The sequence below is a fragment of the Nocardia spumae genome (assembly GCF_020733635.1).
Taxonomy (GTDB): Bacteria; Actinomycetota; Actinomycetes; order Mycobacteriales; family Mycobacteriaceae; genus Nocardia; species Nocardia spumae.
Window position 1 is genome coordinate 377,987 of the sequence record NZ_JAJFZL010000001.1, and the last position, 26,243, is coordinate 404,229.

The 26,243-nt window shown below is 67.7% G+C and carries 26 protein-coding genes; 14 read left to right on the forward strand and 12 right to left on the reverse strand.

Annotated elements, in window-relative coordinates; translation table 11 throughout:
* Nucleotides 1-20: 20 nt before the first annotated feature.
* The 4 genes from LKD76_RS01690 (at nucleotide 21) to LKD76_RS01705 (ending at nucleotide 4,227) form a co-directional block, all read left to right on the forward strand.
* Complete coding sequence (locus LKD76_RS01690; RefSeq protein ID WP_227979150.1) at nucleotides 21-422, forward strand: RidA family protein; 402 nt, start codon at nucleotides 21-23, stop codon at nucleotides 420-422.
* A gap of 326 nt (nucleotides 423-748) precedes the next feature.
* A complete protein-coding gene (locus tag LKD76_RS01695; RefSeq protein ID WP_227979151.1) occupies nucleotides 749-1,543 on the forward strand; it encodes an LLM class F420-dependent oxidoreductase in 795 nt (264 codons plus the stop codon).
* Nucleotides 1,544-1,657: 114 nt separating this feature from the next.
* Nucleotides 1,658-3,454 (forward strand): ABC transporter substrate-binding protein/permease, encoded by a 1,797-nt coding sequence (locus tag LKD76_RS01700; protein ID WP_227979153.1) that lies wholly within the window; start codon nucleotides 1,658-1,660, stop codon nucleotides 3,452-3,454.
* Nucleotides 3,455-3,474: 20 nt separating this feature from the next.
* A complete protein-coding gene (locus tag LKD76_RS01705; RefSeq protein WP_227985050.1) occupies nucleotides 3,475-4,227 on the forward strand; it encodes an amino acid ABC transporter ATP-binding protein in 753 nt (250 codons plus the stop codon).
* Here the strand turns inward: LKD76_RS01705 and LKD76_RS01710 are convergent.
* Nucleotides 4,224-4,985 (reverse strand): glycoside hydrolase family 25 protein, encoded by a 762-nt coding sequence (locus tag LKD76_RS01710; RefSeq protein ID WP_227979154.1) that lies wholly within the window; start codon nucleotides 4,983-4,985, stop codon nucleotides 4,224-4,226. The genes LKD76_RS01705 and LKD76_RS01710 overlap by 4 nt on opposite strands.
* Before the next feature lie 51 nt (nucleotides 4,986-5,036).
* Nucleotides 5,037-6,371: a glucosylglycerate hydrolase gene (ggh, locus tag LKD76_RS01715; RefSeq protein WP_227979156.1), complete on the reverse strand. Its 1,335-nt coding sequence runs from the start codon at nucleotides 6,369-6,371 to the stop codon at nucleotides 5,037-5,039.
* A 342-nt stretch (nucleotides 6,372-6,713) separates the two neighbouring features.
* On the opposite strand from ggh, the gene LKD76_RS01720 reads away from it, so the two are divergent.
* Nucleotides 6,714-7,424: an SDR family oxidoreductase gene (locus tag LKD76_RS01720; RefSeq protein WP_227979158.1), complete on the forward strand. Its 711-nt coding sequence runs from the start codon at nucleotides 6,714-6,716 to the stop codon at nucleotides 7,422-7,424.
* Nucleotides 7,425-7,460: 36 nt separating this feature from the next.
* Here the strand turns inward: LKD76_RS01720 and leuS are convergent, their stop codons facing one another.
* Complete coding sequence (leuS, locus tag LKD76_RS01725) at nucleotides 7,461-10,316, reverse strand: leucine--tRNA ligase (protein WP_227985051.1); 2,856 nt, start codon at nucleotides 10,314-10,316, stop codon at nucleotides 7,461-7,463.
* A gap of 281 nt (nucleotides 10,317-10,597) precedes the next feature.
* On the opposite strand from leuS, the gene LKD76_RS01730 reads away from it, so the two are divergent.
* Both LKD76_RS01730 and LKD76_RS01735 read left to right on the forward strand, forming a co-directional pair.
* Complete coding sequence (locus LKD76_RS01730) at nucleotides 10,598-11,002, forward strand: SdpI family protein (protein WP_227979159.1); 405 nt, start codon at nucleotides 10,598-10,600, stop codon at nucleotides 11,000-11,002.
* Nucleotides 10,999-11,622 carry an HAD family hydrolase gene (locus LKD76_RS01735; protein WP_227979160.1) on the forward strand — a complete coding sequence of 208 codons (624 nt, stop codon included), beginning with the start codon at nucleotides 10,999-11,001 and terminating at the stop codon, nucleotides 11,620-11,622. The genes LKD76_RS01730 and LKD76_RS01735 overlap by 4 nt, the downstream gene beginning before the upstream one ends.
* A 37-nt stretch (nucleotides 11,623-11,659) precedes the next feature.
* Here the strand turns inward: LKD76_RS01735 and LKD76_RS01740 are convergent, their stop codons facing one another.
* The 3 genes from LKD76_RS01740 to LKD76_RS01750 all read right to left on the reverse strand — a co-directional run bounded on the left by LKD76_RS01740 (nucleotide 11,660) and on the right by LKD76_RS01750 (nucleotide 15,386).
* Complete coding sequence (locus LKD76_RS01740) at nucleotides 11,660-12,604, reverse strand: zinc-binding dehydrogenase (RefSeq protein WP_227979162.1); 945 nt, start codon at nucleotides 12,602-12,604, stop codon at nucleotides 11,660-11,662.
* Between the two features lie 22 nt (nucleotides 12,605-12,626).
* Nucleotides 12,627-14,078, reverse strand: coding sequence for an NAD-dependent succinate-semialdehyde dehydrogenase (locus LKD76_RS01745; protein ID WP_227979163.1), 1,452 nt, complete (start codon nucleotides 14,076-14,078; stop codon nucleotides 12,627-12,629).
* A 99-nt stretch (nucleotides 14,079-14,177) separates the two neighbouring features.
* Nucleotides 14,178-15,386, reverse strand: coding sequence for an FAD-dependent monooxygenase (locus tag LKD76_RS01750; protein ID WP_227979165.1), 1,209 nt, complete (start codon nucleotides 15,384-15,386; stop codon nucleotides 14,178-14,180).
* Nucleotides 15,387-15,476: 90 nt separating this feature from the next.
* Here LKD76_RS01750 and LKD76_RS01755 point away from each other — a divergent pair, with 90 nt between their 5' ends.
* Nucleotides 15,477-16,214, forward strand: a complete 738-nt coding sequence (locus LKD76_RS01755; RefSeq protein WP_227979168.1) for a TetR family transcriptional regulator — start codon at nucleotides 15,477-15,479, stop codon at nucleotides 16,212-16,214.
* 19 nt (nucleotides 16,215-16,233) lie between these two features.
* Here the strand turns inward: LKD76_RS01755 and LKD76_RS01760 are convergent, their stop codons facing one another.
* From LKD76_RS01760 to LKD76_RS01770, 3 genes are read right to left on the reverse strand one after another with little or no spacing between them, the layout of a single operon-like run.
* On the reverse strand, nucleotides 16,234-17,112 hold the full coding sequence (locus tag LKD76_RS01760) for an AraC family transcriptional regulator (protein ID WP_227979169.1): 879 nt from the start codon (nucleotides 17,110-17,112) through the stop codon (nucleotides 16,234-16,236).
* Nucleotides 17,113-17,150: 38 nt separating this feature from the next.
* A complete protein-coding gene (locus LKD76_RS01765; RefSeq protein ID WP_227979171.1) occupies nucleotides 17,151-17,537 on the reverse strand; it encodes a cupin domain-containing protein in 387 nt (128 codons plus the stop codon).
* On the reverse strand, nucleotides 17,534-18,001 hold the full coding sequence (locus tag LKD76_RS01770; protein WP_227979172.1) for a MarR family winged helix-turn-helix transcriptional regulator: 468 nt from the start codon (nucleotides 17,999-18,001) through the stop codon (nucleotides 17,534-17,536). The genes LKD76_RS01765 and LKD76_RS01770 overlap by 4 nt, the downstream gene beginning before the upstream one ends.
* Nucleotides 18,002-18,072: 71 nt before the next feature.
* Between LKD76_RS01770 and LKD76_RS01775 the strand changes: the two genes are divergently transcribed.
* On the forward strand, nucleotides 18,073-18,543 hold the full coding sequence (locus tag LKD76_RS01775; RefSeq protein WP_227979173.1) for a MarR family winged helix-turn-helix transcriptional regulator: 471 nt from the start codon (nucleotides 18,073-18,075) through the stop codon (nucleotides 18,541-18,543).
* A 106-nt stretch (nucleotides 18,544-18,649) separates the two neighbouring features.
* Here LKD76_RS01775 and LKD76_RS01780 read toward each other — a convergent pair whose 3' ends face one another.
* From LKD76_RS01780 to LKD76_RS01790, 3 genes are all read right to left on the reverse strand, one after another.
* Complete coding sequence (locus tag LKD76_RS01780) at nucleotides 18,650-19,414, reverse strand: ABC transporter permease (protein ID WP_227979175.1); 765 nt, start codon at nucleotides 19,412-19,414, stop codon at nucleotides 18,650-18,652.
* Nucleotides 19,411-20,349 carry an ATP-binding cassette domain-containing protein gene (locus LKD76_RS01785; protein WP_227979176.1) on the reverse strand — a complete coding sequence of 313 codons (939 nt, stop codon included), beginning with the start codon at nucleotides 20,347-20,349 and terminating at the stop codon, nucleotides 19,411-19,413. The genes LKD76_RS01780 and LKD76_RS01785 overlap by 4 nt, the downstream gene beginning before the upstream one ends.
* A 144-nt stretch (nucleotides 20,350-20,493) precedes the next feature.
* Nucleotides 20,494-21,009 (reverse strand): EXLDI protein, encoded by a 516-nt coding sequence (locus tag LKD76_RS01790; protein WP_227979177.1) that lies wholly within the window; start codon nucleotides 21,007-21,009, stop codon nucleotides 20,494-20,496.
* A gap of 161 nt (nucleotides 21,010-21,170) precedes the next feature.
* Here LKD76_RS01790 and LKD76_RS01795 point away from each other — a divergent pair, with 161 nt between their 5' ends.
* From LKD76_RS01795 to LKD76_RS01815, 5 genes are all read left to right on the forward strand, one after another.
* Nucleotides 21,171-22,859, forward strand: a complete 1,689-nt coding sequence (locus LKD76_RS01795) for a thiamine pyrophosphate-binding protein (RefSeq protein ID WP_227979178.1) — start codon at nucleotides 21,171-21,173, stop codon at nucleotides 22,857-22,859.
* The gene (locus LKD76_RS01800; protein WP_227979179.1) at nucleotides 22,856-23,524 is read left to right on the forward strand and encodes a DUF8713 domain-containing protein; all 669 of its coding nucleotides are present in this window, start codon (nucleotides 22,856-22,858) and stop codon (nucleotides 23,522-23,524) included. Before LKD76_RS01795 ends, LKD76_RS01800 begins: the two co-directional genes overlap by 4 nt.
* Before the next feature lie 12 nt (nucleotides 23,525-23,536).
* On the forward strand, nucleotides 23,537-24,577 hold the full coding sequence (locus tag LKD76_RS01805) for a 3-oxoacyl-ACP synthase III family protein (protein WP_227979180.1): 1,041 nt from the start codon (nucleotides 23,537-23,539) through the stop codon (nucleotides 24,575-24,577).
* Complete coding sequence (locus LKD76_RS01810) at nucleotides 24,574-25,662, forward strand: aminotransferase class I/II-fold pyridoxal phosphate-dependent enzyme (RefSeq protein ID WP_227979181.1); 1,089 nt, start codon at nucleotides 24,574-24,576, stop codon at nucleotides 25,660-25,662. The genes LKD76_RS01805 and LKD76_RS01810 overlap by 4 nt, the downstream gene beginning before the upstream one ends.
* A gap of 103 nt (nucleotides 25,663-25,765) precedes the next feature.
* Nucleotides 25,766-26,242 carry a DUF1772 domain-containing protein gene (locus tag LKD76_RS01815; protein ID WP_227979182.1) on the forward strand — a complete coding sequence of 159 codons (477 nt, stop codon included), beginning with the start codon at nucleotides 25,766-25,768 and terminating at the stop codon, nucleotides 26,240-26,242.
* The last annotated feature ends 1 nt before the right edge of the window (nucleotide 26,243 follow it).

The following is a 26,243-nucleotide window of genomic DNA, read 5'->3' on the forward strand; positions in this document are numbered from 1 at the left end:
TAACTGGTTACAGTCGGGGTATGGCGATCGCGACGCATATCAATCCCGAGACGATGCTCAGCAACCCCGCTTTCACCCAGGTTGTGCGGGTACCCGCGGGTACGGACATCATCTACATCGGGGGCCAGAACGGTCTCGATGGAAACGGACAGCTGGCCGGCCCGGACCTGGGCGCACAGGCCCGGCAGGCGCTGGCCAACCTGCAGACCTGTCTGGCCGCCGCGGGCGCCGCAATCGAGAACGTCGTCAAGTGGACGATCCTGGTCGTCGACGGCCACGACGTGCGCACCGGTTTCGCCGCCTTCCAGCAGGTGTGGGGGCAACGACCGAACCCGCCCGCCATCACCGTCGCCAAGGTCGCGGGCCTGGCGATACCGGGAGCGCTGGTCGAGATCGACGCTGTCGCTGCAGTGCCGGCGTAGATCCATCGCGTGCCTCGCATCGTCAGCGGCACCCAGCTCGGAATCGCTTCGCGGTCTGCCTCCATCCGTAGGTGGTCACGGCAATGGCCGCACCGATCGGAAAAGTAATGACCGCAGGGCACGGCCCGCTCCACGGCGAATCGCTGGTCAACGCGAGATCTGGCCCAACATCATCAGACCGGCCGCGATCGCGGTGCGCATCCTACTGAGGAGCCGTTCATCGGGCCCGCCCGTCACGTGTCCGGGCGCCGCGGCCGGTCGGCGAGTAGCCTCGGCAACGGCCACCGCCCGGCCGTACAGCAGCTCACCAGACGAAGGAGCACGGGATGAGTCGACCGGTTCGCATCGGAGTACAGCTCCAGCCTCAGCACGCTCCCGATTACGGGCTGATCAGGGACGCGGTGCGCAGGGCCGAGGATGCGGGCGTGGACATCGTCTTCAACTGGGATCACTTCTATCCCCTCTACGGCGATCCCGACGGCGCGCATTTCGAGTGCTGGACCATGCTCGGTGCGATCGCCGAGCAAACCGAGCGGGTGGAACTGGGCGCACTGGTGACGGGCGGCGGATATCGCAACCCCGATCTGCTCGCCGATATGGCCCGGACCGTCGACCACATCTCCGGCGGCCGGTTGATCCTGGGTATCGGCGCCGGCTGGTTCGAGAAGGACTACGACGAGTACGGCTACGAGTTCGGCACGGCCGGAACGCGTTTGGCGCTGCTCAAGGAGTATCTGGCCCGGATCGACGCGCGGCTGGGCAAACTCAATCCGGCTCCGGTGCGCAAGATTCCGATCCTGATCGGCGGCGGCGGGGAGAAGAAGACCTTGCGGCTGGTGGCCGAGTACGCCGACATCTGGCACACCTTCGCCGAACTCGATGTGCTGGAACGGAAGTCGAAGATTCTGGCCGACCACTGCGCCGACGCCGGAACCGATCCGGCGCGGATCGAACGGTCGGTGGCGTGGCCGGGTGCCGACGCCGCCGAAAACCTGGTGAAGGCCGGGGCAACGCTGTTCACCGTGGGCGCCGGCGGGCCCGATTACGACCTGAGCGGAGTCGTGGAGGCCATCGCCTGGCGCGATGCCTTCAACCCGGAGTCGGTGGCGGGTATCGCCTGACCGCTGGAATCACCCTGATTCCATCTCTTCCGCGGTGCGATAGCAGGACCTGCGGATCGTCGCGGCGCGCCGGTGCCATCCGACACACCGCGACGGCGGCTAGGGTTTTCGGCTATGGCCCGTTTGCCCGTCTCGCGCCGCCGTGCGCTGATCGCGGCGATGGCGGCGATGATGCTGCTGTTCGCCGTCGCCTGTAGTTCCGATGACGGCACCGCGTCGACGGCGGGGAATCTGTGCGCGCCGCCCGGACCGTCGGCAGCCTCGCCGGCGCCGACGAAATTGGCCAGTGGCGCCACGGCCGGCACCGACCGCTACACCACCGCGACCACGGCCCCGCTCGACTCGATCGATATCAACCGGCTGGGCTTGGCGCAGCCCGGAGTGCTCAGTGTGGGAACGCTGTCGGACGCACCGCCGAGTATCTGCGTGAATCCGTCGGGCACCTTCACCGGGTTCGACAACGAACTGCTGCGTGCCATCGGCGCGAAACTCGGCCTGCGGGTGCAGTTCTCGGGCACCGAATTCGCCTCACTGCTGTCGCTGGTCTCGACCGGCCGTTTCGATGTCGGGTCGTCGAGCATCACCACCACCGACGCGCGGCGACAGCAGGTCGGCTTCACCAACGGTTACGACTTCGGATATTTCTCGCTGGTCGTCCCCAACGGGAGTGCGATACACGGCTTCTCCGATCTGAAGCCGGGTATGCGCATCGGCGTGGTGCAGGGCACCGTGCAGGATGAATACGTCACCGGAACCCTGCATCTGGACGCGGTGAAATTCCCGGACTACAACACCGCGTACGCGAATCTCAAAACCGGGCAGATCGAAGCGTGGGTGGCCCCGTCCCAGCAGGCGACCGGTGCGATCAAACCGGGCGATCCCACGTCGATCGTGCAGAACACCTTCAGCCTGGACAATTTCACCGCGTGGGCGGTGCGCAAGAACAATCAGCCGCTGATCGACGCGCTCAATTCCGGTCTCGACGCGATCATCGCCGACGGCACCTACGCCAAACTGTATTCGGACTGGGTGCCGCGGCCCCTGCCGCCGGGCTGGAAACCGGGATCCAAGGCCGCTCCGATGCCGCAACTGCCGGATTTCGAGAAGATCGCGGCCGAACATCAGCGTTCCGATCAGCAGGTGGCGCCGAAATCCACACTGGCGCAATTGAAGGACACCTTCTTCGACTGGTCGCTGTATCGGCAGGCATTTCCGGATCTGTTCGAGACAGGTCTGCTCAACACCCTGATCCTGGCACTGGTTTCCGGGGTGCTCGGTACCTTCATCGGCATCCTGCTCGCGGTCGCCGGCATCTCCCGGACTCGCTGGTTGCGCTGGCCCGCGAGGATTTACACCGATATCTTCCGCGGTCTGCCGGCGGTGGTGATCATTCTGCTGATCGGCCTGGGAATCGGCCCGGTGGTCAAGGGCATCACGGGTAACAATCCGTATTGGCTGGGCGCGGTCGCGCTGGCCCTGCTGGCCTCGGCGTATATCGGGGAGATCTTCCGCTCGGGTATCCAGTCGGTGGAACCGGGACAGCTCGAAGCGGCGCGGGCCATCGGATTCGGCTACCGGCAGGCCATGACACTGGTGGTGATTCCACAGGGAGTGCGACGAGTGCTTCCGGCGCTGATGAATCAGTTCATCGCGTTGATCAAGGATTCCTCGCTGATCTACTTCCTCGGCCTGCTGGCCTCGCAGCGGGAATTGTTCGCCGTCGGCCGCGATCTGAATTCGCAGACCGGGAATCTGTCACCGCTGGTCGCCGCGGGCCTGGTGTATCTGCTCCTCACCATTCCGCTCACCCACCTGGTGAACTACATCGACCGCCGGCTGCGGACGGGCCGCGCGGAAACCGCCGCCGACGAGATCGAACAGGCTGTCATCACGGAAGGACGCGGAGCGTGAGCGACCAGGACGAAGGCGGCGTGAGCGACCAGGACGGGGCCCCGCGGACGAGTTCCTCGCTCGCCGGGGTCGATCTGCACCTCACTCTCGGCGCCAATCATGTGCTGCGCGGTGTCGACATTTATGTCGACGCCGGTCACACCACGACGGTCATCGGCCCATCGGGTTCGGGTAAGTCCACGCTGCTGCGGGTGTTGAACCGCCTGCACGAGCCGGATTCCGGTGATGTGCTGATCGACGGGGTCTCGGTGCTGGGCGAGAATCCGGACCGCCTGCGGCAGCGCATCGGGATGGTGTTCCAGCACTTCAATCTGTTCCCGCACAAGACGGTGGCCGAGAATGTGGCGCTGGGCCCGCGCAAGCTGCGCGGGCTGAGCAAGGAGGCCGCACGGGCCGTGGCCTTGGAACAGCTCGATGCGGTCGGCCTGGCAGCGCGCGCGGACACCCGCCCGGCCAATCTGTCCGGCGGTCAGCAGCAGCGGGTCGCGATCGCCCGGGCGCTGGCGATGAAACCGGAGCTTATGTTGTTCGACGAGGCGACCTCGGCGCTGGATCCGGAGCTGGTCAAGGGAGTCCTGGCACTGATGGCCGATCTGGCCTCGGGCGGAATGACCATGATCGTGGTGACGCACGAAATGGGCTTCGCCCGTTCGGTTTCCGACAGCGTGCTGTTCATGGATCAGGGCAAGGTGGTGGAGACGGGGCCGCCGGATCGGCTGTTCGACGATCCGGAGACCCCGCGCCTGCGGCAGTTCCTGTCCCAGGTGCTCTAACCGCTGCCGGTGGCGCTGCCACTGAACGGGAAATTGGCGTACTGGGCGAAGTTGCCCTGGGCGCCGCTGTAGACGTTGACATCGGTATTGCCCGCGATGCCGGGCACATTGCCGGAATCGGTGGTCTGCCAGAACGTCCACGCCGGCCAGCCACCGGGTACTTCGGGCTGGGGATTGCCGCGGTAGTCGGCGATCCACAGCGGATACTGGTGGAACTGATCGGAGTCGGCCATCGCGGTCTGCCAGAACCGCGGATAGGTGTAGACGATCGGGACCCGCCCGGTGAGCGCCTGCACGGTGCTCAGGTAGCGATGGGTCCAGTCGATCAGCGCCGCCGGGGGCAGACCTCCGGAGTTCTCCATATCGAGCACCGGCGGCAGATCCAGCGGGCCGTTCTGGCCGAGTACGACCGTGGCGTACAGGGCGGCCTGCGGCTCCGGTGGTAGTTCGGGATGGGCGTAGTGATACGTACCGCGCGCGACCCCGGCGGCCCGCATCAGCAGGCTGTCGGGCACGAAGTAGGGATTGACGTAGTTCAATCCCTCGGTGGCCTTCAGCATGGCGAAGTTGTGGCCGGAGGCCCGGACGGCGAACCAGTCGATGAGCCGGCCGTCCACATGCTGCCAGGAGGACACATCGGGCCCGGTGGGGGCGGCGGTGGCGAAACCGGTTGCCGAGAATATGCCGGCAACGGCGAGCAGCGGCAGGGCTGCGGTGAAGCGACGGACTTTCGGACGAGCCACGGTGCGTCGATACATGGCTACGAGAGTAAGCAGCCGATGCCGATGTGACCAGTGTCTACGCGTGACTCATCCGAGCCAGTCGAGTACCGCGGCCGCGGTCCAGGACTGCTGCATGCTGCCCAGCGGGTCCCCGGTGAACGGGTCGTAGTACTCGGCGAAGCTGCCGTCACCGGCCTGTCGCAAACCTTCCGCACGCAGCATGAAGGAGCGTTCGGCCCAGCCGCGGCGGGCGAACACCCAGGAGAACAGCCAGCTCATCACCGGCCACACCGGACCCCGCCAGTATTCGCGCGGGCGGAAATCCTTCGATACCGGTGAGGTCGACGGGGGCAGTGCGTACCGCAGATCCGGATGACCACAGAACCGGGGCCCCTCGAACAGTCGCAGCAGCGCGCGTTCGGCGGGGCGCGGCAGGCCACCGCACAGCAGGGGCGCGAACATGGCCAGGGTTTCGGTGCTGATCCACTGGTCGGCGCGAAGATCGAAATCGCGGGCGACACCGGTGCGGGCGTCGGTGGTGGCGATGACCCCGGCACGGAAGTAGTCGGCCCATTCGTAGAGCTCGCGGACATCGGCGTGTGGCCTGCGGTAGTCCTCACCGATACCGGCCAGGACATCGCAGGCGAGGGCGAAGATCGCGGTGACGAAGACGTCCTCGACCGCGAAGCTCATGGTCGAGGCCTGCTGGAAATCGTCGTATCCACATCGGCGCATCTGTTCCACGAGCCACAGGTAGCGGTCGTATTCGCGGTCCGACGGCCGCTGTGCGGGTTCGACCACGTCGAGGTCGGCGCGCCGATAGGGCGGCAGATCGCCGACGACGACATTGGCGTAGGCGCGATCCCACCGCGGCGAGTTGTCCATACCGGACTCCCAGCCGTGATACAGCGTGATCCGCCCGTGCTGTTTGGGGTCGCGAGAATGGGCCAGCCAGCGATGCCAGCGCATCAGATCCACCCAGCGGCGATCGAGGAACTCCTCGGCCACCGCCCGGGTGCTGCGGCCGTGGCGGCGCGAGTGGTCGAGGATGCGCTGCACCGCGATGGCGTGGACCGGGGGCTGGGTGATGCCCGAGGTGTCGGGGCCGTCGGGGGCGTTGGCCGCCAGCCGCCGGCATTCCCACCGGGCCGGACCGGGGAAGTAGCCGTCCACCCCGTTGGCGAACACGATGTGCGGGATCATCCCGTTGCGCCATTGCGCCGACAACAGGGTGTCCAGTTCCACGACGGCGCGTTCCACGCTCAGCGGCGCCAGCCCCACCGATACGAATGCGGCATCCCAGCTCCACATGTGCGGATAGAGCTTGGGGGCGGCGCTGGTCATGGTTCCCAGATCGTTGCCGCGCAGCAGGTAGGAGGCCCGGGCAGCCAGCTGGGTGGGGGTGAAGCCGGCACCGTTCATCCCCCTATTCTGCGACGTCACCTTCAGATATGCGCGCTGGCGCGGGGTTGCGCGCGGCACATGTGCCATCGCCGGGACCTGCTCGGGTCCGGGTACTCGTTCGGCAGTCGCCACCCTCATCGCCTCGGTTCGTCGTTCGTTGTGCTCGAGATTGATTACACCCATCGCGCGGCGACCCGCCACCCGTGTGCGCCAGGTGTCCGCATAGCGGCGGTGGTGTTGTCCGCCCTCGCCCTGGGGATGAATGTGGGTAATCGCGGCGCACGGTCACGGACGACCGGTCACCGCGCGGGACGACCGGGTCCGTGCGCGCCGGGTCCGACACCCGGTTACGGTGGCGGTATGGCCGACTCCCCGGATTCCTCTGCCGCACAGGACTTGCCGACCGCGCTGATCACCGGTGCCAGTCGTGGGCTCGGCGCCGCGATCGCGCGGGAACTGGCCGGCACCCATCGGCTGCTGCTGGGCGCGCGCTCGGCCGGCTCGCTGCGTGACATCCGGGCCGAACTGCCCGACGCCCGGGCGTGGCCGGTGGATCTGACCGATTACGACGCTCTGGCCGCCGCGACCGCGCCGATCGAGCGCCTGGATGTGCTGGTGCACAACGCCGGTGTCGCCGAGCTGGGCCCCATCGCCGAATCCTCGGTGGCGCAGTGGCGAACGACGATGGAAGCCAATGTGATCGCGGTCGCCGAGTCGACCCGTTTGCTGCTGCCCGCGCTGCGTGCCGCGAACGGCCATGTGGTGCTGATCAATTCGGGCGCCGGACTGCGCGCGAATCCCGGCTGGGGTGTGTACGCGGCGAGCAAGTTCGCGCTGCGCGCCTTCGGGGACGCGCTGCGACTGGAGGAGCCGGAGCTGCGGGTGACCTCGATCCATCCGGGTCGGATCGACACCGATATGCAGCGCGCGATCATCGCGCAGGAGCGGCGCGAGTACGACCCCGGCGAATTCCTCACCGCCGCAACGGTTGCCCGTACCGTGCGCAACGCGATCGAGACACCGCGCGACGCGCATCCGACCGAGATCGTGCTCCGGCCGATCGCCCGCTGAACCGGTACCGGGCGGCCCCGCGGCCGCCCGATCCGATCACGCGACGACGTTGACCAGCTTGCCCGGTACGACGATCACCTTGCGTGGTGTCTTACCGGCCAGGAACTCCAGCAGTTTGACATCCGCCAGCGCCGCGGCCTCCACGCTGTCGGTGTCGGCGTCGGCCGGCACGCTGACCCGGCTGCGCACCTTTCCGTTGACCTGGATCGGGTATTCCACCGAATCCTCCACCAGCAGCGCCGGATCCGCGATCGGGAAGGGCCCGTGCGCCAGCGCCGTGGTGTGGCCCAGCCGCTCCCACAGCTCCTCGGCGATATGCGGCGCCATCGGGGCCAGCATCAGTACCAGCGGCTCCACCACCGACCGCGGCGCACCCTGCGGGTACTGCTTGGTCAGGTGGTTGGTCAGCTCGATCAGCTTCGCACCCGCGGTGTTGTCGCGTAGTGCCGCGTAATCGCCGTCGACACCGTCGATCGTCTTGTGCAGCAGGCGAACCGAGGTATCCGCCGGGGCGTCGTCGGTGACCCGGACCGCGCCCGACTCCTCGTCGACCACCAGTCGCCACACCCGCTGCAGGAAGCGGTGCGCGCCGACGACGTCCTTGGTCGCCCACGGCCGGGAGGTGTCCAGCGGGCCCATCGACATCTCGTACAGCCGGAACGTGTCCGCACCGTACAGATCGCACATCTCGTCCGGCGAGATGGCGTTCTTCAGCGATTTGCCGATCTTGCCGTACTCCTGGAAGACCTCGATCTCGGTGCCGGAGTCGTCGCGCCAGAAGAATTTCCCGTCGCGCTCGACGACGTCGGCGGCCGGGATGTAGGCGCCCCGCTCGTCGGTGTAGGCAAAGGCCTGGATGTAGCCCTGGTTGAACAGCCGCCGATAGGGCTCCGGACCGGAGACCTCGCCCAGATCGAACAGCACCTTCTGCCAGAACCGCGCGTACAGCAGATGCAGTACCGCGTGCTCCACGCCGCCGACGTACAGGTCCACGCCGCCGGGATCGTTCGCACCGTGCTCGGCCGGGCGCGGGCCCAGCCAGTAGCGCTCGTTCTCCGGTGCGCAGAAGGCCTCGGAATTGGTGGGGTCGGTGTAGCGCAGCTGATACCAGGAGCTACCCGCCCACTGCGGCATGACATTGGTGTCGCGGCGGTAGGTCTTGGGGCCGTCGCCCAGATCCAGTTCGACGTTCACCCAGTCGGTGGCCTTCGCCAGCGGCGGCGACGGCTCGGAATCGGCGTCGTCGGGGTCGAAGGTTACCGGGGCGAAGTCCTTCACCTCCGGAAGTTCCACCGGCAGCATGGATTCCGGCAGCGGATGGGCCGCGCCCTGCTCGTCGTAGACGATCGGGAACGGCTCACCCCAGTAGCGCTGGCGGGCGAACAGCCAGTCCCGCAGCTTGTACTGGATGGTGCCCCTGCCCTGGCCGTCGCGTTCCAGCCGCTCGATGACGGTGGCCTTGGCGGTCTCGACGTCCAGGCCGTTCAGGTAGTCGGAGTTGATCAGGGCGCCGTCACCGGTATACGCGGATTCGGAGATGTCGCCGCCGGAGATGACCTCCGGGATCGGCAATCCGAACGCGGTCGCGAACTCCCAGTCGCGCTGGTCGTGGCCGGGGACCGCCATGATCGCGCCGGTGCCGTAGCCGGACAGCACGTAGTCGGCGATGAAGATCGGCAGCTGTGCGCCGTTCACCGGATTGGTGGCGTACGCGCCCAGGAAGACGCCGGTCTTCTCCTTGTTCTCCTGGCGTTCCAGATCCGACTTCGCGGCGATCGACGTGCGATATGCCGCAACGGCTTCGGCGGGGGATGCGGCATCGTAGGTCCAGCGTGCCGCCACCTCCTCGGGCCACTGCGCCGCCACCAGCCGGTCCACCAGCTCGTGTTCGGGGGCCAGCACCACGTAGCTCGCGCCGAACAGGGTGTCCGGCCGGGTGGTGAAGACCTCGATGCTCTCGCCCGCTGCCTCGTGCGCGCCCGCCGCTCGCGCCACGCCGAAGGACACCTGGGCGCCGCGGGAGCGCCCGATCCAGTTGCGCTGCATGGCCTTCACATTGTCCGGCCAGTCCAGCAGATCCAGATCGTCGACCAGGCGATCGGAGTAGGCGGTGATCCGCATCATCCACTGCCGCAGGCGCTTACGGAACACGGGGAAGTTGCCGCGCTCACTGCGACCCTCGGCGGTGACCTCTTCGTTGGCCAGTACGGTACCCAGCCCGGGGCACCAGTTGACCACCGAATCCGACTGGTACACCAGGCGATACGAGTCCAGGACCGTACCCTGCTCGGCCGCCGTCAGCTCGGCCCACGCGCGGCCGTCCTCGGTCGTGCGAGCGCCGGATTCGAATTCGGTCACCAGCTCGGCGATCGGGCGGGCCTTGTTCGCCGCCGGGTCGTACCAGGCGTTGTAGATGCGCAGGAAGATCCACTGCGTCCACTTGTAGAACTCCGGATCGGTGGTGGCGAACGACCGCCGCCGATCGTGGCCCAGGCCCAGCCGGTCCAATTGCCGCTGCATGGTGGCGATATTGGATTCGGTCGTGACCCGCGGGTGCGCGCCGGTCTGCACCGCGTACTGCTCGGCGGGCAGGCCGAACGCGTCGTAGCCCAGGGCGTGCAGCACATTCCGGCCGTGCATCCGGTGATAGCGCGCGAAGACGTCGGTGGCGATATAGCCCAGGGGATGTCCGACGTGCAGACCCGCGCCGGACGGGTAGGGGAACATGTCCTGGATGAACAGCTTGTCGGCCGGAGTCTCACCCGCCAGCGGCCCGACCGGATTCGGCGCGTAGAAGGTGCCGCGCTCGGCCCACGTCCGCTGCCATTTGCTCTCCAGGGAACCGGCCAGCTCGGCGTTGTAGCGATGTGCCGGGGCATCGGCGTCGGGCAGGTTGTTTCCGGGCCCGTCGCCCCGGCCGGTCGAGACGCCGGCTGTATCGGTTGCACGAGTGTCCTGCACGGTCCTGCCTTCTTATCGCCGAGTTCCCCTGGTGAACGTCTGTGGACAACGTCGCCCATCAGGGTAGAGCGTGCGCACGTCAGCACCCAAAAAGGGGTATCGGGACCGCCGTCGCGGTCGGGCGGGTCCTCGGGCTCACGCCGAGCGCGCCGGTGGCTGTGCGGGCGAGCCCCGTGAACAGGGCGGTTTGCCACCGGAGTACCGTATTCCGGGTGTTCGTGGTCGCGATCGTCCTGTTTCTGCTGGCGGCTGTCGCCGTCGTCACGGGGGTACTGGGGCTGGCCGGTGCGCTGCCTCGCAATCGCTTCTTCGGCGTCCACACCGACGACGCGCTGAGTACCGAGGAAACCTTCCGGGTCGCCAATCGGGTGGCCGGACCCACCTCGGTCGGCGCCGGGGTGCTGCTCGCCGCCGCCGGTGCGATCGTCCTGGTCGCGGGGGTGTGGGTGGGCGTGATCGCCACCGTCGTCGCACTGGTCGTGGGGTTGTTCACCCTCGGCGCCGGTGCCAACGCGGCCACCGAGGCGATCGTCGAACTGGTCCCCGCGGATGTCGGCGGATGCGGAAGTTCCTGCGGGGCGTGCTCACTGCGCGACGCCTGCCAGCCCGCCCATTGAGTTCTCCCACGTCGCCGACGGTCGGCTTCGACCTCGACATGACGCTGATCGACTCGCGTCCCGGTGTCGCCGCCTGCTATCGCGCGCTGTCGGAACACACGGGCACACCGATCGACAGTGATCTGGTCGTCAACCGGCTGGGTCCGCCGCTGGAACACGAGCTCGCCAACTGGTTCCCGGCCGCCGAGGTGCCGGCCATGGCCGCGCTGTACCGGCGGATGTATCCCGATTACGCGATCACCGGCACGGTGGCGTTGCCCGGTGCCCGTGCCGCGACCGCCGCCGTCCACGCGCGCGGCGGCCTCGTGATCGTGGTGACCGGCAAATACGAGCCCAACGCGAAGCTGCACCTCGATCATCTGGATATAGAGGTCGATGCGGTGATCGGTGATCTGTGGGCCGAACAGAAGGCCGAGGCGCTGCGCGCATACGACGCCGGTGTGTATGTCGGTGACCACATCGGCGATATCCGCGGTGCCCGTGCCGCGTCGGCGGTCGCCGTCGGGGTGGCCACCGGACCGTGTGCCGCGGATGAGCTGGCCGCCGCGGGTGCCGATGTCGTGCTGTCCGATCTGACGGAATTCCCCGGCTGGTGGTCCGGGTTCCCCGCCGGGGTGTGACCCGCGAAACGTGTATCACGCCGGCGAATATCGCGGGTCAGGGTAGTTCCACGACGAGCTTGCCGGCGCTGTGTCCGTCGTCGAGCAGCCGATGGATCTCCACGATGTCGTCGAGCGGCATGGTCTTCGCGATTCGTGGCCGGACCACCCCGCGTTCGAACAACGGCGTCATCTCGGTGAGCCGGCGGCGCTCGCGAGTGAGGAAGATGCCGTAGAGCGTTTGATTGCGCTGGTACAGATCGTCGAGTCGGCCATCGGGCGCCAGCACCGTGGCGATCCGCCCACCCTCGCGCGTGGCCTCCGAACTGTGGCCCACGTTGTGCCCGCCCACGGTGTCGAGCACCGCGTCGACCCCGGCACCGTCGGTATGCGCCCGCGCGATTCGGACGAAATCCTCGTTCTTGTAGTCGATGGCCGTGGCGCCGAGATCACGCAGGACCTGCTGATGGTCGGTGCCGGCGGTGGCCAGGACCGTCGCGCCGGCCGCGCGGGCGAACTGCACGGCGAACGAGCCGACGCCACCCGATCCACCGTGGACCAGCATGGTCTGCCCGGGGCGCACCGCCAGCCGGCGCACGATGGCCTCCCATGCGGTGCCGCCGGCCAGCGGGATCGCGGCGGCCTCGGCGAACGACAGCGAAGCGGGCTTCGGCGCCACGATCGAGGCATCGGCCACGTGGTATTGGGCATACGCTTCGCCGCCGGTGGCCAGCTCCGACGTGTAGTAGACGGCATCGCCCTCGGCGAAGCCGGTGACGCCCGCACCCACCTGTTCGACCACGCCGCTGACATCGCTGCCGAGCACCGCCGGGAGCGACAGGTCCGGATTCGCCACGCCGCGCCGGATCAGGCCGTCGACCGGATTCGCGCTCGACGCGCGCACCCGGACGAGTACCTGGCCCGCCGCCGGCGCGGGCGTCTCGATCTCCTCGACGGTCAGCGCCTCCGGGCCGCCGAATGTCCGTAGAACCGCCGCGCGCATGCGGCACCACCTTTCCGTCGACTCAGCCGGCTGATGCGGTTGTGCGGGGCACGGTGCGGATCAGCTTGCGGTTGGCGAAGCCGAACATGCCCAGCTCGGACAGCTCGCGGCCGAAGCCGGATTGCTTCACGCCGCCGAAGGGCAGGTCGGGCTGTGTGGTCGTCGGCTGGTTGATCCACACCATGCCGCTGTCGATGCGCTCGGCCACCGCCCGCGCCCGCTCCGGATCACTGCTGAAGACGGTCGCGCCGAGCCCGAATCTCGACCTGTTCGCCAGGTCGATCGCCTCCTGTTCGTCGGCGACCCGGTAGACCACCGCGACCGGCCCGAACAGTTCCTCGGAGTAGGCGCGCATCTGCGGGGTCACATCGGTCAGGACCGTGGCTTCGACGAAGGCCTCCCGGCGGCCGGGCGCGGGTATCTCCGGGCGACCACCGCCGACCACCACCGTCGCGCCTTGGTCGCGCGCGTCCTGAACCTGCTCGAGCAGGTCTTCGGCGGCCTGCGCCGACGACAGCGGCCCGAGGGTGGTGTCGGGATCCGATGGATCGCCGGCTCGCAGTGCGCCGAACCTTTCGGCCAGACCCGAGACGAAGGCGTCGTAGAAGCGGTCGGGCACGATCATGCGTTTGGCGGCCACACAACTCTGTCCCGTATTCGCCAGTCGCCCGGTGGTCGCCGCGTCCAGGGTGTCGTCCAGATCGTCGGCGTCGAGCACGATGAAGGGATCGCTGCCGCCGAGCTCGAGGACACATTTCTTCACATGCCGGCCCGCGATCTCGGCGACCGCCGCCCCCGCCGCATCGCTGCCGGTCAGCGAGACGCCCTGCACCGCAGGATGGGCGAGCACGTGCTCGATATCGCTGATGCGCAGGAAGACGTTGTTGTAGACGCCCTCGGGCGCTCCGGCATCCGCGAAGATCCGCTGGACCTCCAGCGCGGTCAGGGCGCAGATCTTCGCGTGTTTGAGCAGAATCGTGTTGCCCAGCACCAGGTTCGGCGCCGCGAACCGCACCACCTGATAGAGCGGGAAGTTCCACGGTTCGACGCCGAGAAGGACCCCGAGGGGAGCGTTCACGATCTGTGCCTCCCCCTCGTCGACGTCCAGGGTGGTGGGGCGCAGGATCCCCGGTCCGTTGTCTCCGTAGTACTGCAGGATGTTCGCCGCGAGGTCGACCTCCCATTCGCTCTCGGAGATCCGCTTGCCCATCTCGCGGGTGATCAGCCGGGCCAGATCGTCCTTGCGGGTCCGCATCAGCTGTGCGGCGGCGGAGACCACGCGGGCGCGCTCCTCCACCGGTGTGTCGCGCCAGGCGTGATAGGCGTCGTTCGCGCGTTCGAGTAGCGCGTCGAGCTGCTCCGTGGCCAGATACGGTAATTCGGCGAGCGTTCGCCCGGTGTAGGGGTCGATCGTCTCGAACGGTTCGGCATCGGGGCCGGAGGCGCTCATGGGCTGGACGCTGGTGGAAGTCATCGGCATTACTCCTCGAGTGATCGGGTTCCGGTGTGAGCACTCGAGGGGCGACTACCCGCCCAGCGCGGACGAAACCGGATCGGCACTCCCGAGCCGTGATCACCCGCGGGCGGCGACGAGGGCTCGGTAGTCCGGCAGCGGCTCGGCCGCCTTCGGGGCCATGATGCGCTCCATTCCGGCGAGGGACTCCAGCAGCGGGAGCTTGGTCAGGGTATTGCGGACGACGATCCCCGCTCGGGTGCGCGGCGCCAGCAGCCGGACATTGGGCCCGATCTTCTGCTTGCGTTCGACCAGGCCGCGGTGGGCGGCTTCGTAGCGGCGGAAGGCCACCTCGTGTTCGCCGTCGGCGACGGCGAGTTCACCCGCGAGCCGGTACGCGCCGACGAGTGCCAGTTCGGCGCCCGCGCCGGAGGCCGGGGAGGCGCAGTAGGCCGCGTCGCCGACCAGCGCGATCCGTCCGGCCGACCAACGCCGCATCCGCACCTGGGCGAGGGAGTCCACGTACAACTCGGCATCGGTGAGCGCGCCGTCGAGCAAACGGCTTACCTGCCACGCCCGTTCGCCGCCGAAGCGCTGGAACAGCAGTTCGCGCACGGCCTTTCGGTCGCGTAGATCGAGGTCCAGGCGCGGGCTGCGAAAGATGAAGTACCCCTTGGCCTGCGCGTGATTGCCGGACCGGTAGATACCGGCCATTCGGCCCGGCGTGTTGTAGACGCTCACCCAGCGGTCCGGGCCGAGTTCGGCGTCGACGTCGCCGAAGGCGAAGTAGTGGTCCATATGCCGGACGAAGTCGGTCTCCGGCCCCAGCGCCAGCCGTCGCAGCCCCGAATGCAGGCCGTCGGCACCCACCACCAGATCGAAGCGCCGGCTCGGGGCGCGGTCGAACTCGACGGTGACGCCGTCGTCGTCGGCGTGTACGTCGCGAATGGACTCGTCGAAGAGGTATTCGACGGTGTCCGAGGAGGTTTCGTGCAGCATCCGGACCAGGTCACCGCGCATGACCTCGACTTCTCCGGTGTCGTGCTCGTCCTTGATCCGCTGGATGTCGATGTGGGCGATCTCCGCGCCGTCGGCGTTCACGAATCGCATACCCCGCACATCGGCGGCCGCGGCCCGCACGGGCGCCATGATGCCCATCCGGTCGGCGACCTCGATGGCCTGATCGCGGATATCCACGCCCTGGCCGCCGGTCCGCAGCCGCGGCGCTCGTTCGACGACCGTCGGCCGGAAGCCGTAGGCCGCCAGCCAGTACGCCAGGGTCTGTCCGGCGATGCCCGCACCGGAAATGAGAATGTCGCGATTCCGCACGGTGTGCTCCCGTCTCAAAATTACCGACCATCGGTCAGTATCGACAGTAGCGTGCTGACCGACGGTCAGTCAACGGGTAGGATTTCGGGCATGACCGACGACTCGCGTTCGCGGATCCTGAATGTCGCGCTGGAGCTCTTCTCCGCGCGCGGGTATCACGCGGTATCCGTCCGGGAGATCGCCGAACGCGTCGGCATCACCAAAACGGCTGTGCTGTACCATTTTCCGAGCAAGAGGGAGATCGTGGTCGCGCTGGTGGCGCCGGTGCTGGCCGATTCCGAGGCGGTGCTGGCGGCGGCGGATCGACTGTCCGCGACCGGCGATCGGCGCTGGGCGGTGATTCGAGGTCTGCTCGACGTATGGCTGCAGCACGGTCGGCTACTGCGGATGCAGATGCAGGATCAGGCGCTGTCGGCCGATGACGCGACCTACCTCCGGCTCCGCGATATCGCACTGGCGGCGCAGAGCATCATCGCTGGTCCCGATGCGGATTTCGGCGCGCGGGTGCGCGCCGCGCAGGTCTACGCCGCGCTCAGTGATCCGGTGGTGATCTTCGCCGGCCGGGATCCGGAGGAATTGCGCGCGGCGATTCTCGGCGGCGCCGCGCGTCTGCTCGATACGACCCCGCCGCGGGAGTCGCCGCGTCCGGATCCGGTGCCCGGCGCCGAGGCCGGGCGACGCCGGCGGGGCCGGCCCGGTGCGATGACCCCGGAGATGCTCGAATCGGCACGGCGCCAGCGTGATTCGGGACGAGGCATGCGGGAGATCGCCGCCGATATCGGAGTATCCCGGGCCACGCTCTACCGGCAGCTGGCGGCGGGAGACTGAATCGATAATTGTGAGAATATTATTGAGATATGCGACTCCCGCTGTGCGATGCGGTGGCGGGAGAAATGGTTCCCGGCCGCTGCGCGGGCCAGGCCACCGGATCGACTTCCAGCCAGGTGGCCCGGGCGACGGCCGAGGTCGTCATTCCCGCGAATGCCATGACATCGCGATGCAGGTGGGACTGATCCACGAAACCGCTGTCGGCGGCCACCGCCGCGGCGCTGTGCCCGGCGGCGAGCCGGTGCGCCACATGATCGAAGCGAACCAGCCGGGCCGCGTGTTTGGGTGTGATGCCGAGCTGGGTCCGGAACCGGGACCACAGGCGTTGCCGGCTCCAGCACACCTCGTCGGCCAGGCCCTCGACCCGGACCTGTCCGTGTTGGGCGGCCATCCGCGACCAGACATACGCGACCTCGCGGTCCACGGTGCGGCCCGCGCCGAACCGCCGCGTGAGGGCGTGGTGGACGATCGCGAATCGCGCATCCCACGATGCGGCGGACCGTAGCCGCTCGGTCAAACCCTCGGCGTCGCGCCCCCAGAGATCCTCGAGTGCGAGGACCGTCGCGCCGACCTCGGAACCGGGACCCAGCACCGCGTGGGCGACCACCGGTGACAGTCGGACCTGCAGCAGGTCGATCTCCCGCCCGGATCCGCAGACCGAGCCGGAGTCGAGGCCCACGACGACATTGCCGCGTTGGCGCCCACCACTGCCGTGGTCGACGAGCAGCGCGTCGCCGAGGTCGAGGAAGAGGGTGTAAGCGGGATAGGGCACCATCCGAAGTTCGACGGAATCGGTTGTCCGTCCCCGGAATCCGGCCATCGCCACCCCCGGGCGCGCTCGCGCCGGGACCGCGACCTCCACCACAGTCCCGGCGATCCGAGCCTGTTCGACGGGCATGTCGTCATGGTACGAGCCTCGATCGGCCGGCGCTCCCCTCAGCCGCCGTCGCAGGCAGGTGCGGGGACCGGGCGCGACAGTGGACTTCCGGTCGGCAGCAGGTAGAGGACGTTGAGACGCAACGGTGTCCGGCTTCGGTTTCGCGCGGTGTGCGCGTGCTCGGGGCCCGCGGGTTCGCGGAAGATGCGGCCGGGCCGATAGGTGAGCGGTACACAATCGGTGCCGGGATGGGTCAGCGTGCTTCCGGTGACCAGCACGAACAGGGTTCCGTCGTGGTAGTGCCAGCCGCTGTCGCCGCCTGGGTCGACGATGGTCTGGCGTACGACGAGATCCCAGCGCGCGATCCGGACGCGAGCCAGAATCCGGCTGCGGGTGCCGACGGCGGGCGCGGGGTTCGGCCGAAAACCACGGGGTGCGCGCGTCACGTGTCGGGTGCGGTGGTCACGCGGCGGTGGTCGGCCACGAATTTCGTCAGCAGCCGGGCGAATTCGGCACGTTCGCCCGCCTCCCACTCGGCGGTGGTATGTGCGAAGACGCTGCGGCGAGCCTGGTGCGCGCTGTCCAGCGCCGCGCGTGCGGCAGGGGTGAGGCGCAGCAGGACGCGTCGCGCGTCGTATTGGTCGGCTTCGCGGCGCAGCAGCCCGTCCGCGACCGCGCGGGCGACCAAGCGGCTGGCCCGGGGTTGGTCGATATCGAGCGCCTGGGCGATCTCGCCGACCGTCGCCGCGTCCTCGCGGTCTTCCACGGCGTCCAGCACGCCGAAAGTGGTCGGGTCGATGGCGGGATCGGAGGTCGCGGTCGCGAGACGTTTCAGCGCCCGCCGGGTCTGACTGCGCCGAATCGCGACCATCGCCCGTTCGATCGCCGCCACTGCCGCCTCGTCACCCATACTTGTCAGTTTACAAATACTTGTTACAGTACATATACATGTCTTATGACATGTATATGAAAGGTGACTTCATGACGGCAACATCGCAGTCCACTCATCCGCGCGATGAGATCGAGGTGCCCAAACCTCTCGGCTACTGGGTCAAGCACATCCACGATCGGCTCGAGGACAATCTCGCTGCGGCACTTCGGGATCTGAACCTGGATCGGCGATCGTGGCAGCTTCTGAACACCGTTGCGCACGGGCCGGTCGACTCGGTCGCGACGGCCGCGGCCTTGGCGCCCTTCGTGGGCGGGCGGCCGGAGTCGGTCGCGCCGCTGCTGACGGAGCTGGCCGACCGCGGTGTGCTGGTCGCCGATGCCACCGGGCGCTACACCCTCACCGCCGCCGGTATTCAGGTGCGCGCCCAGGCCGCCGACCGGGTTCACGCCGCCCGCGCCGCGATCGCGCGTGGCTTCTCCGCCGAGGAATTCCACACGTTGCTCGCGCTACTGCGCCGGGTCGCGGCGAATGCGGACAGTGTTGCCGCGCGGAGGAAGTGAGGGGCATGTCCGCGCGGGCGGAGCTTCGTGGCGGCAGCTGGAACGATCGCCGCACACCGGAAGCGGTCGCCCGGCGCGTGGCCGGGGGACCGCTTCCGTGACCGGATCAGTTGGTCTTGCGCCGGAACAGTGATCGTGACCACAGGTAGCCGACCGCAGCGAAGCCGAGGCACCAGGCCAGGGCGCCGATTCCGTTCCAGCCGATAGCGGTACCCATCAGCAGGCCGCGCAGCGTTTCCGTCATCGGAGTGAAGGGCTGGAATTCGGCGAACTGGCGGACGCCGGTGGGCATGGTGTCGGTGGGAACGAGCCCGCTGCCGAGGAAGGGCAGGAATACGATCACCGTGGGTGTGTTGCTCGCGCTCTCGGGAGTCTTGGCGGCCAGGCCGAAACCCACACCGAGCCAGGACAATCCGAAGACCGCCAGCGCTATGAGCCCGAACGCGGCCACCCATTCCAGTACGCCGGCGGTGGAGCGGAAGCCGATGAGCGCGGCCACGGCGACCATCAGGCCGACGCCGAGTACGCCTTGGATCACGGTGCCGACCACCTGGCCGGTGAGGATCGACGAGTGGGCCATGGGCATCGTCCGGAACCTGTTCACGATGCCCTTGGTCATATCGGAGGCGACCGCCACCGCGACGCCGACGACCAGATAGGCCGGAATCATCAGCATCATGCCCGGCACGAGGTAGTCGATGTACCGGCCGCCGGCGGCCTTCTCCAGCGCGCCGCCGAAAATGTAGTTGAACATCAGCAACAGGATCACCGGCATGATGATCACGCTGATGGTCATGGCGGGATATCGCTTGGCGTGCACCAGATTCCGTCGCAGCATGGTGCGCGAATCGGTGAGTGCGTGCGTGGTCATCGTGCGGTTTCCTTCTCGGGTGCGGAGTGGCCGGTGAGGGTGAGGAAGACATCGTCGAGGTTGGGGGTGTGCACGGACAGGCCCTCGGGCTCGATCCGGGCGGCGTCGAGCCGGTCCAGGACCGCCCGCAGGGAGGCGACACCGCCGTCGGAGGGCACCGCGAGCGTGCCGTCGGCGGTGGAGCCGCCCAGCAGATCGGCCGCGGCGCGCAACTGGGCGTCGTCGTCGAAGGTGAGCCGGATGTGGCCACCGGGGATCAGCCGCTTGAGCTGGTCCGCTGTACCTTCGGCGACGATGCGGCCGTGATCGAGCACGGCGATCCGCTGCGCGAGCTCATCGGCTTCCTCCAGGTACTGGGTGGTGAGGAAGATGGTGACGCCGCCGGCGACGAGTTCTCGGATGATGTCCCACATCCCGCGCCGGCTGCGCGGGTCCAGGCCCACCGTGGGCTCGTCGAGGAAGATGATGCGCGGATCGCCCGCCAGCGTCATGGCCAGGTCCAGGCGCCGGGTCATTCCGCCGGAATAGCTACCGGCCACCTTGTCCGCCGCGTCCACCAGATCGAAGCGCCGCAGCAGGTCGTCCGCGATGCGCCGGCCTTCGCCGCGGGGCAGGTGGTGCAGATCGGCCATCAGGAGCAGGTTCTCGCGGCCGGTGAGTAGTTCGTCGACCGCGGAGAACTGGCCGGTGACACCGATGGCGGCGCGGACGGCGTCGGGTTCGGCGCCCGGATCGTGTCCGCCGACGCGCAGCCGACCGTCGTCGGGCCGGGTAAGGGTGGACAGGATGTGGACCGTGGTGGTCTTGCCCGCCCCGTTGGGGCCGAGCAGCGCGAAGATCGTGCCCTCCGCAACGGAGAGATCGATACCGTCGAGCACCACCTGCTCGCCGAAGGCTTTTCGCAGGCCGGTGACCGAAATGGCGGGTGCCGTCATGGTCGTCCTTTCATCAATAGATAGGGATGAATGCATGGGTTGAGTGAGCCGTGTCCGCTCATATGCGACGGACAAGGAGCTGGTCGTTATCGAATGAGGTGGGTGCCGAGGCGGTTTCGATCCGCGCACCGCCTCGGCCGGCGATCAGATGTCGAGATCCTCGATCCGGGGATGTTCGGACAGATCGCTGATGCGTTCGTACAGTTTGTCCGGGACCTTGCCCTTCAGATCGGTCGACGCGTCGTAGATATCCATGCTGAAGTCGCCCCAGTCCGGGTCGGTGACGCCGAACATCCGGCGCCAGTTGGTGAGGTCCTTCAGCCAGTTGGTGTCGGTGGGGTAGTCGACCCACTCCGAACGTTGCTGGTGCACCACGTATTTGCCCTTGCGGGTGTGGAAGACGCGGATGCGCTGGAACGCCTCCTCGCCCATATCGCTGGCCTCGGCGAGTAGCCGGCCGGAGAAGCGCACCTGCCGGGCGCCGTTGTGACCGACCCGCAGGACGGTCTCGTCGAATCCGGCCGCGCGGCCCTCCTCGAGTTCGATGTACCGCCGCAGCGCCGTCACGATCGCGCCCGACAGGTTGCCGCCGACCAGCTCCTGAGCGCGCTGGAACAGGGGTAGGTCGTCATCGGATACATACACGGTCTTGTTGGGCATGGCACCACTATACGTAGATGTATACATACACACAAGTGCCTGTTCCGGGCGCCCCACGCCGGACCGGTGAACCGGGTGGGCCCGTGGTTCGTATCCCGGCTGAGCGCGTTCGGTTCGGGCACGATGGTCGGTGCCGAATTCGCCTCGCGGAAGGAGCGGCGATGCCGGCACGAGTGGTCGATTATCTGGTACAGGCTGTATCGGGGCTGGGTGTGCGACATATCTTCGGCGTCGACGGCGCCAATATCGAGGATCTGTACGACGCGGCCTTCGATGCCGCCGACCACCTCACCGCCGTGGTGGCCAAACACGAGTTCTCGGCCGCCACCATGGCCGACGGCTACGCTCGATCCACTTCGGGGCTCGGTGTCGTCTGCGCCACCTCGGGCGGTGGCGCCATGAATCTTGTTGCGGGACTCGCGGAATCGCACGCCTCCCGGGTTCCGGTGCTGGCGCTGGTGGGGCAGGCGCCCACCGATCTGGAGGGCTTGGGCGCATTCCAGGACTCCAGCGGTCTGGCCGGAACCTTCGATGCCGCACAGCTTTTCGACACCATCTCGCTGTACTGCGCGCGGGTGGAATCGCCGGCATCGCTGCCGGCGCATCTGTCTCGCGCGGTCGCGGCGGCGCGTGCCGGTGGACCGGCGGTGCTGCTGCTGCCCAAGAACGTGCAACAGGCGGAGATGGAAACGGAGGCCACGTTCGTCGCGCCGCCGGCGGTACACGGCCGCGACGAGAGCGGAATCGACCGGCTGCTGGAGGGGTTGCGAGCCGCCCGCGCGGTGGGCAAGGTGGTGATCATCGCCGGCGCACAGGTCGCGCGCGACGACGCCCGAGACGAATTACGAGAGCTGGCAGCGGTTCTCGACGCGGGTGTCGGCGTCGCACCCGATGCCAAGGATGTCTACGGTTGCGCCGAGCACGGATTCCTCGGGGTCGCCGGAAGTATGGGCCACACCGAACTGAGCGATGCCCTGCGCGGCGCCGCGCTGTGCCTGCTGGTCGGCACCCGGATGCCGGTGACCGCACGGGCCGGGCTGGAATCGGTGCTCGGCGCGTCGACCGCGTCGGTGGGCGCCGAACCGCCGTACATTCCCGCCGTCCACGCCACCAGTACCGATCTCGCCGCCACACTGCGCGAACTGGTGGTGGCGCTGGGGATCGGCGACGCGCGGGTACATCGGGTCGATCCGCGGCGTCCACGCCGGGCGCCGCAGGCACTGCCGGTGCCGTCCGCCGACGGGCCGGGTCTGCGCTACCGCGACATCGTCGAAACCCTCAATGCCACCGTCGATTCGGATACCGACATCTTCGCCGACGCGGGTAATACCGGCGCCTCGGTCGTGCACCATCTGCGCCCGCCGCGCGACGGCCGGTTCGTGGTCGCGCTCGGTATGGGCGGGATGGGCTATGCCTTCGGCGCCGCGATCGGTTCCGCGTTCGCGCGCCGTCACCGCCCCGACGGCACCGAGCGGCGCACCGTGGTCGTCGCCGGCGACGGTGCGTTCTACATGCACGGCATGGAGGTGCACACCGCTGTGCAGTACGGACTTCCGTTGACCTTCGTCGTTCTCGACAATTCCGCGCACGCCATGTGTGTCACCCGGGAACAGCTCTTCTACGGAGACCGTTACAGCTTCAACAGATTCCACAAGGCGCATCTGGGCGCGGGAATGGCGGCGATGTTCCCGGAACTGCCGTCCTTCTCGCCGAAGACTCGCGCGGAACTCGACACGGTCCTGCGGTACTGCCTGGAAACCGCGGGGCCGTCGTTCGTTTCGGTCGATTGCGATCCCGACGAAATACCACCCTTCATCCCGTTCCTGTCCGCCGCGAGGAGGAATTCGTGACCACCAGCACCGCACCCGCACTCAGCGATCTGCCGGATCAGCCACATCGGGTGATCCCCGGACTACTGCGCATCGAGAATTCCGATCGTGAGGAGACCACCCCGGTCATCATGGATATGCTCCGATCGGTCTACCCCCACGACCAGATCTTCGGTCAGTTCTGCCCGGTGCAGGACTATATCGCCGCACCACCGCGCGAATTGTACGAATACCTCTCGCACACACAGAGTCTGGAGGAGTGGACTTACAGTCTGCGCGGGTTCACCGAGACCGAGACTCCGGGGCTGTGGGAATCCTACGATCGGCTGGGTAAGAACACCCGCATCTTCACTCGCACCGAGGCCAATCCCGATGCCATGACCGTCGATTACCACTGTGCGTGGGATCAGGGAAAGCACCTGTGGATGGTCTATCTGATGCGGGTCGTCGACGCCCAGGTCGTTTTCGACAAGCCGGGATCGGTGGTCCTGTGGACCAATTGCCGTCACCCCTTCTACGACGAGAATCCCTATCCCGACGCCGCGCCGCCCGGACGCAAGGTATGGGTCGGCGATTTCTGGGAGATGTTCTCCGCCGGTCATCGCCTGGAACTGGACAACTTGAAGGCGATCGCCGAATACCGTGCCGCGCACGGACTTCCGATAACTCCCGACTGGATGAAATGAGAGTCCGACGCTATGGATTTCACCGATCCCACCCTGTCGCTCGCCCCGGTCAGCCTGATCGATGTGGCCAGCTATCTGCCCGGTGAGCCGGTAGGTACCGAATACTTCACCCAGTTCTCCCGCTCGGAGCGGATGGCCAAGAACGTCATGTTCCGCGCCCCCCGCACCCGCCATCATCGGGGGCGCGACGAAACCGCGGTGGATATGGTCGAACGTGCGGTGGCGCCGCTGATCGAGCGGCACGGACCGGACACCCTCGCCGATATCGACGTCCTGATCACCCACACCCAATTGCCCGACAATCCCGTCATGGGCGCCGGCCCGGAGGTGGCACGGCGGCTGGGAATGCAGCCGAAATGGGTATTCGACGTGCACAACAGCGGCTGTGCGGCGTTCATCCACATGATGATGCTGGCGCGCATGATTCTGCAGACCACCGATGCCCGCACCGCCCTCATCGCGGCGACTCAGAATACGGCCGGGCCGGTCTTCACCCAGACCGAGATCCGCAAGCTCGCCCAGGCGCCGGTGCCGGGAGACGGCTGCGGGGTCGGGCTGCTGGTCAAGGACCGTCGGGCGCCGATTCTGGATATCGAATGCCGCACCTTCCCCGAATTCGCCGGCGATATGGATTTCAGCACCGGCTCCGACCGGAAGTACTGGGAGCCGGGCGAGGGGCAGGGTTGCGTGAGTTTCACCGAATCGAAGGTGACCAAGGTGTTCGCCCGCGGTAATCGGCTGGTTCCCGAGCTGGCGCTGGCGGTGTGCGATCACATCGGGGTGAAGGGGCGCGATATCGATACCTTCGTCACCAATCAGCCGAATCGGCTGTTCCTGCGCAACTGGCACGATGCGCTGGAACTACCCGCCGAACGCCATCCCGACACCTTCGATCGGTGCGGAAATCTCTTCGCCGCGGGAATTCCCGTCACTCTCGATGTCGAGAACCGGGCCGGGCGGTTGCGGAACGGTTCGGTGGTGCTGCTGTCGGCTTTCGCGCACGCGGGTGACTTCGCGGCCGCGGCGGCGGTGCGCTGGGGTGCGGCACGATGAGCTCCTCCGCCCGGGAACCGGCCGCGACACAGCCCCTGCCGTCGGTCCTCTTCGATCTGACACTGAGCGAGAACCCGTTCCCGCCTTTGCCTTCGGTGCTCGAGGTGGTCGACGACGCCCTGCTGCGCGCGAATCGGTATCCGGAGTTCCTGCCGCGGCGGCTGCCCGCGCTGATCGCCGCGCATGTCGGGGTCAGTGCCGAGCAGGTGGTGGTCGGTGCGGGTGCGACCGGCGTGGCGCTGCAGATCATGCAGACGGTGCCGGGGCCCGGTCGTCGCATGGTGTTCGCGAGCCCGACTTTCGACGGCTATCCGATCATGGCGGCCATGGCCGGGCTGGAAGCCGTTGCGGTGCCGTTGGATACGGACGGCGGCCAGCAACTGGCGGCGATGGCGTGTGCGGTGGACGAGCGCACCGCGCTGGTAGCGGTGTGCCGTCCGCACAATCCGACCGGCACGGTGCCGGCCGCGGCCGAGCTCAGAGCGTTCCTGTTCGGGATCCCGCGCCACATTCCGGTGATTCTGGACGAGGCGTATGTGGAGTTCCTGGCCGAGGACCAGGTGGTCGACCCCTGTGAGCTCATCGAGCACTATCCCAATCTGCTGGTGCTGCGGACGTTTTCGAAGGCCTACGGATTGGCCGGCCTGCGCATCGGCTATGCCTTCGGCGCGCCGGAACTGATCGCCCGGGTGCGGCGGATGCAGCTGCCCTTCGGTATGCCCGACTACGCCGTCGCGGCCGTGCGCGCCTGCTATCGGGCCTCGGCGGAGCTGTCCGAGCGGATCTCCGATATCACCGCCGAGCGGGAGTGGTTGCGAACCGCCCTGCGGCACCGCGGTATCGCGGTGCCCAGCAGTCGCGGCAACTTCCTGTACCTCCCGGGTTCGGCCGTGCACGCGACGCTGGCGGCGGCGGGAATCGCGGCGAAGGGATATCCGGACGGCAGCGCGCGGATCGCGGTCGGCGATCCCCGTGCCGACGCCGCGGTACTGCGCGCGTTCGACGGGACCGACGAGCCGATGCTCACCCGGGTCGGGCACCGCACGCGCCGGCCGCCGGGGGTCGGCGCCGGGACCGTGCGGTGAGGGTGCGCCAAGGCTTGATCTAGCACTGCTAGACAATCTAGTCAGATCCATCTACTGTTGCTCATGAAGCTAGCAACGTTAGATCCTGACTAGGAGCACTCCCATGCTGACCACATCCGCACAGGTCCTCGCCGTCCTCGCCATCCTCGCCAACGGCATCGTCTACGGCACCGATTTCTGTGCCGCGCTCGTCACCCGGTCGGTGAACCGCAAACTCGACGATGCGACGGTGACGGTGTCCGCGGGGTGGGGGCACTATTACGCCGATCGCCGCATGCCCTTCGCCGGTGCCGGCGGCGTGATCGCCACCCTGCTCACGATGGTGATCGCGGCCGTCGCCGGACAGGCCGGCGCCGCGATCGCCGCCGGGGTCGCCCTGCTGGCGTTGCTGACCTGGCTGGGGTTCTACGTGAAGGTCGCCAAGCCGATCAACACCGTGCAGACCCAGGCCGCGCTGACCGGCGTGATTCCCGCGAATGCTCGCGCGCTGCAGGACAAGTGGGAAAGTATTCTCGGATTCCGGGTCGGCCTGCAGATCACCGCGCTGACCGCGCTGTGCGTCGCGCTGATTCTGCTCTGAG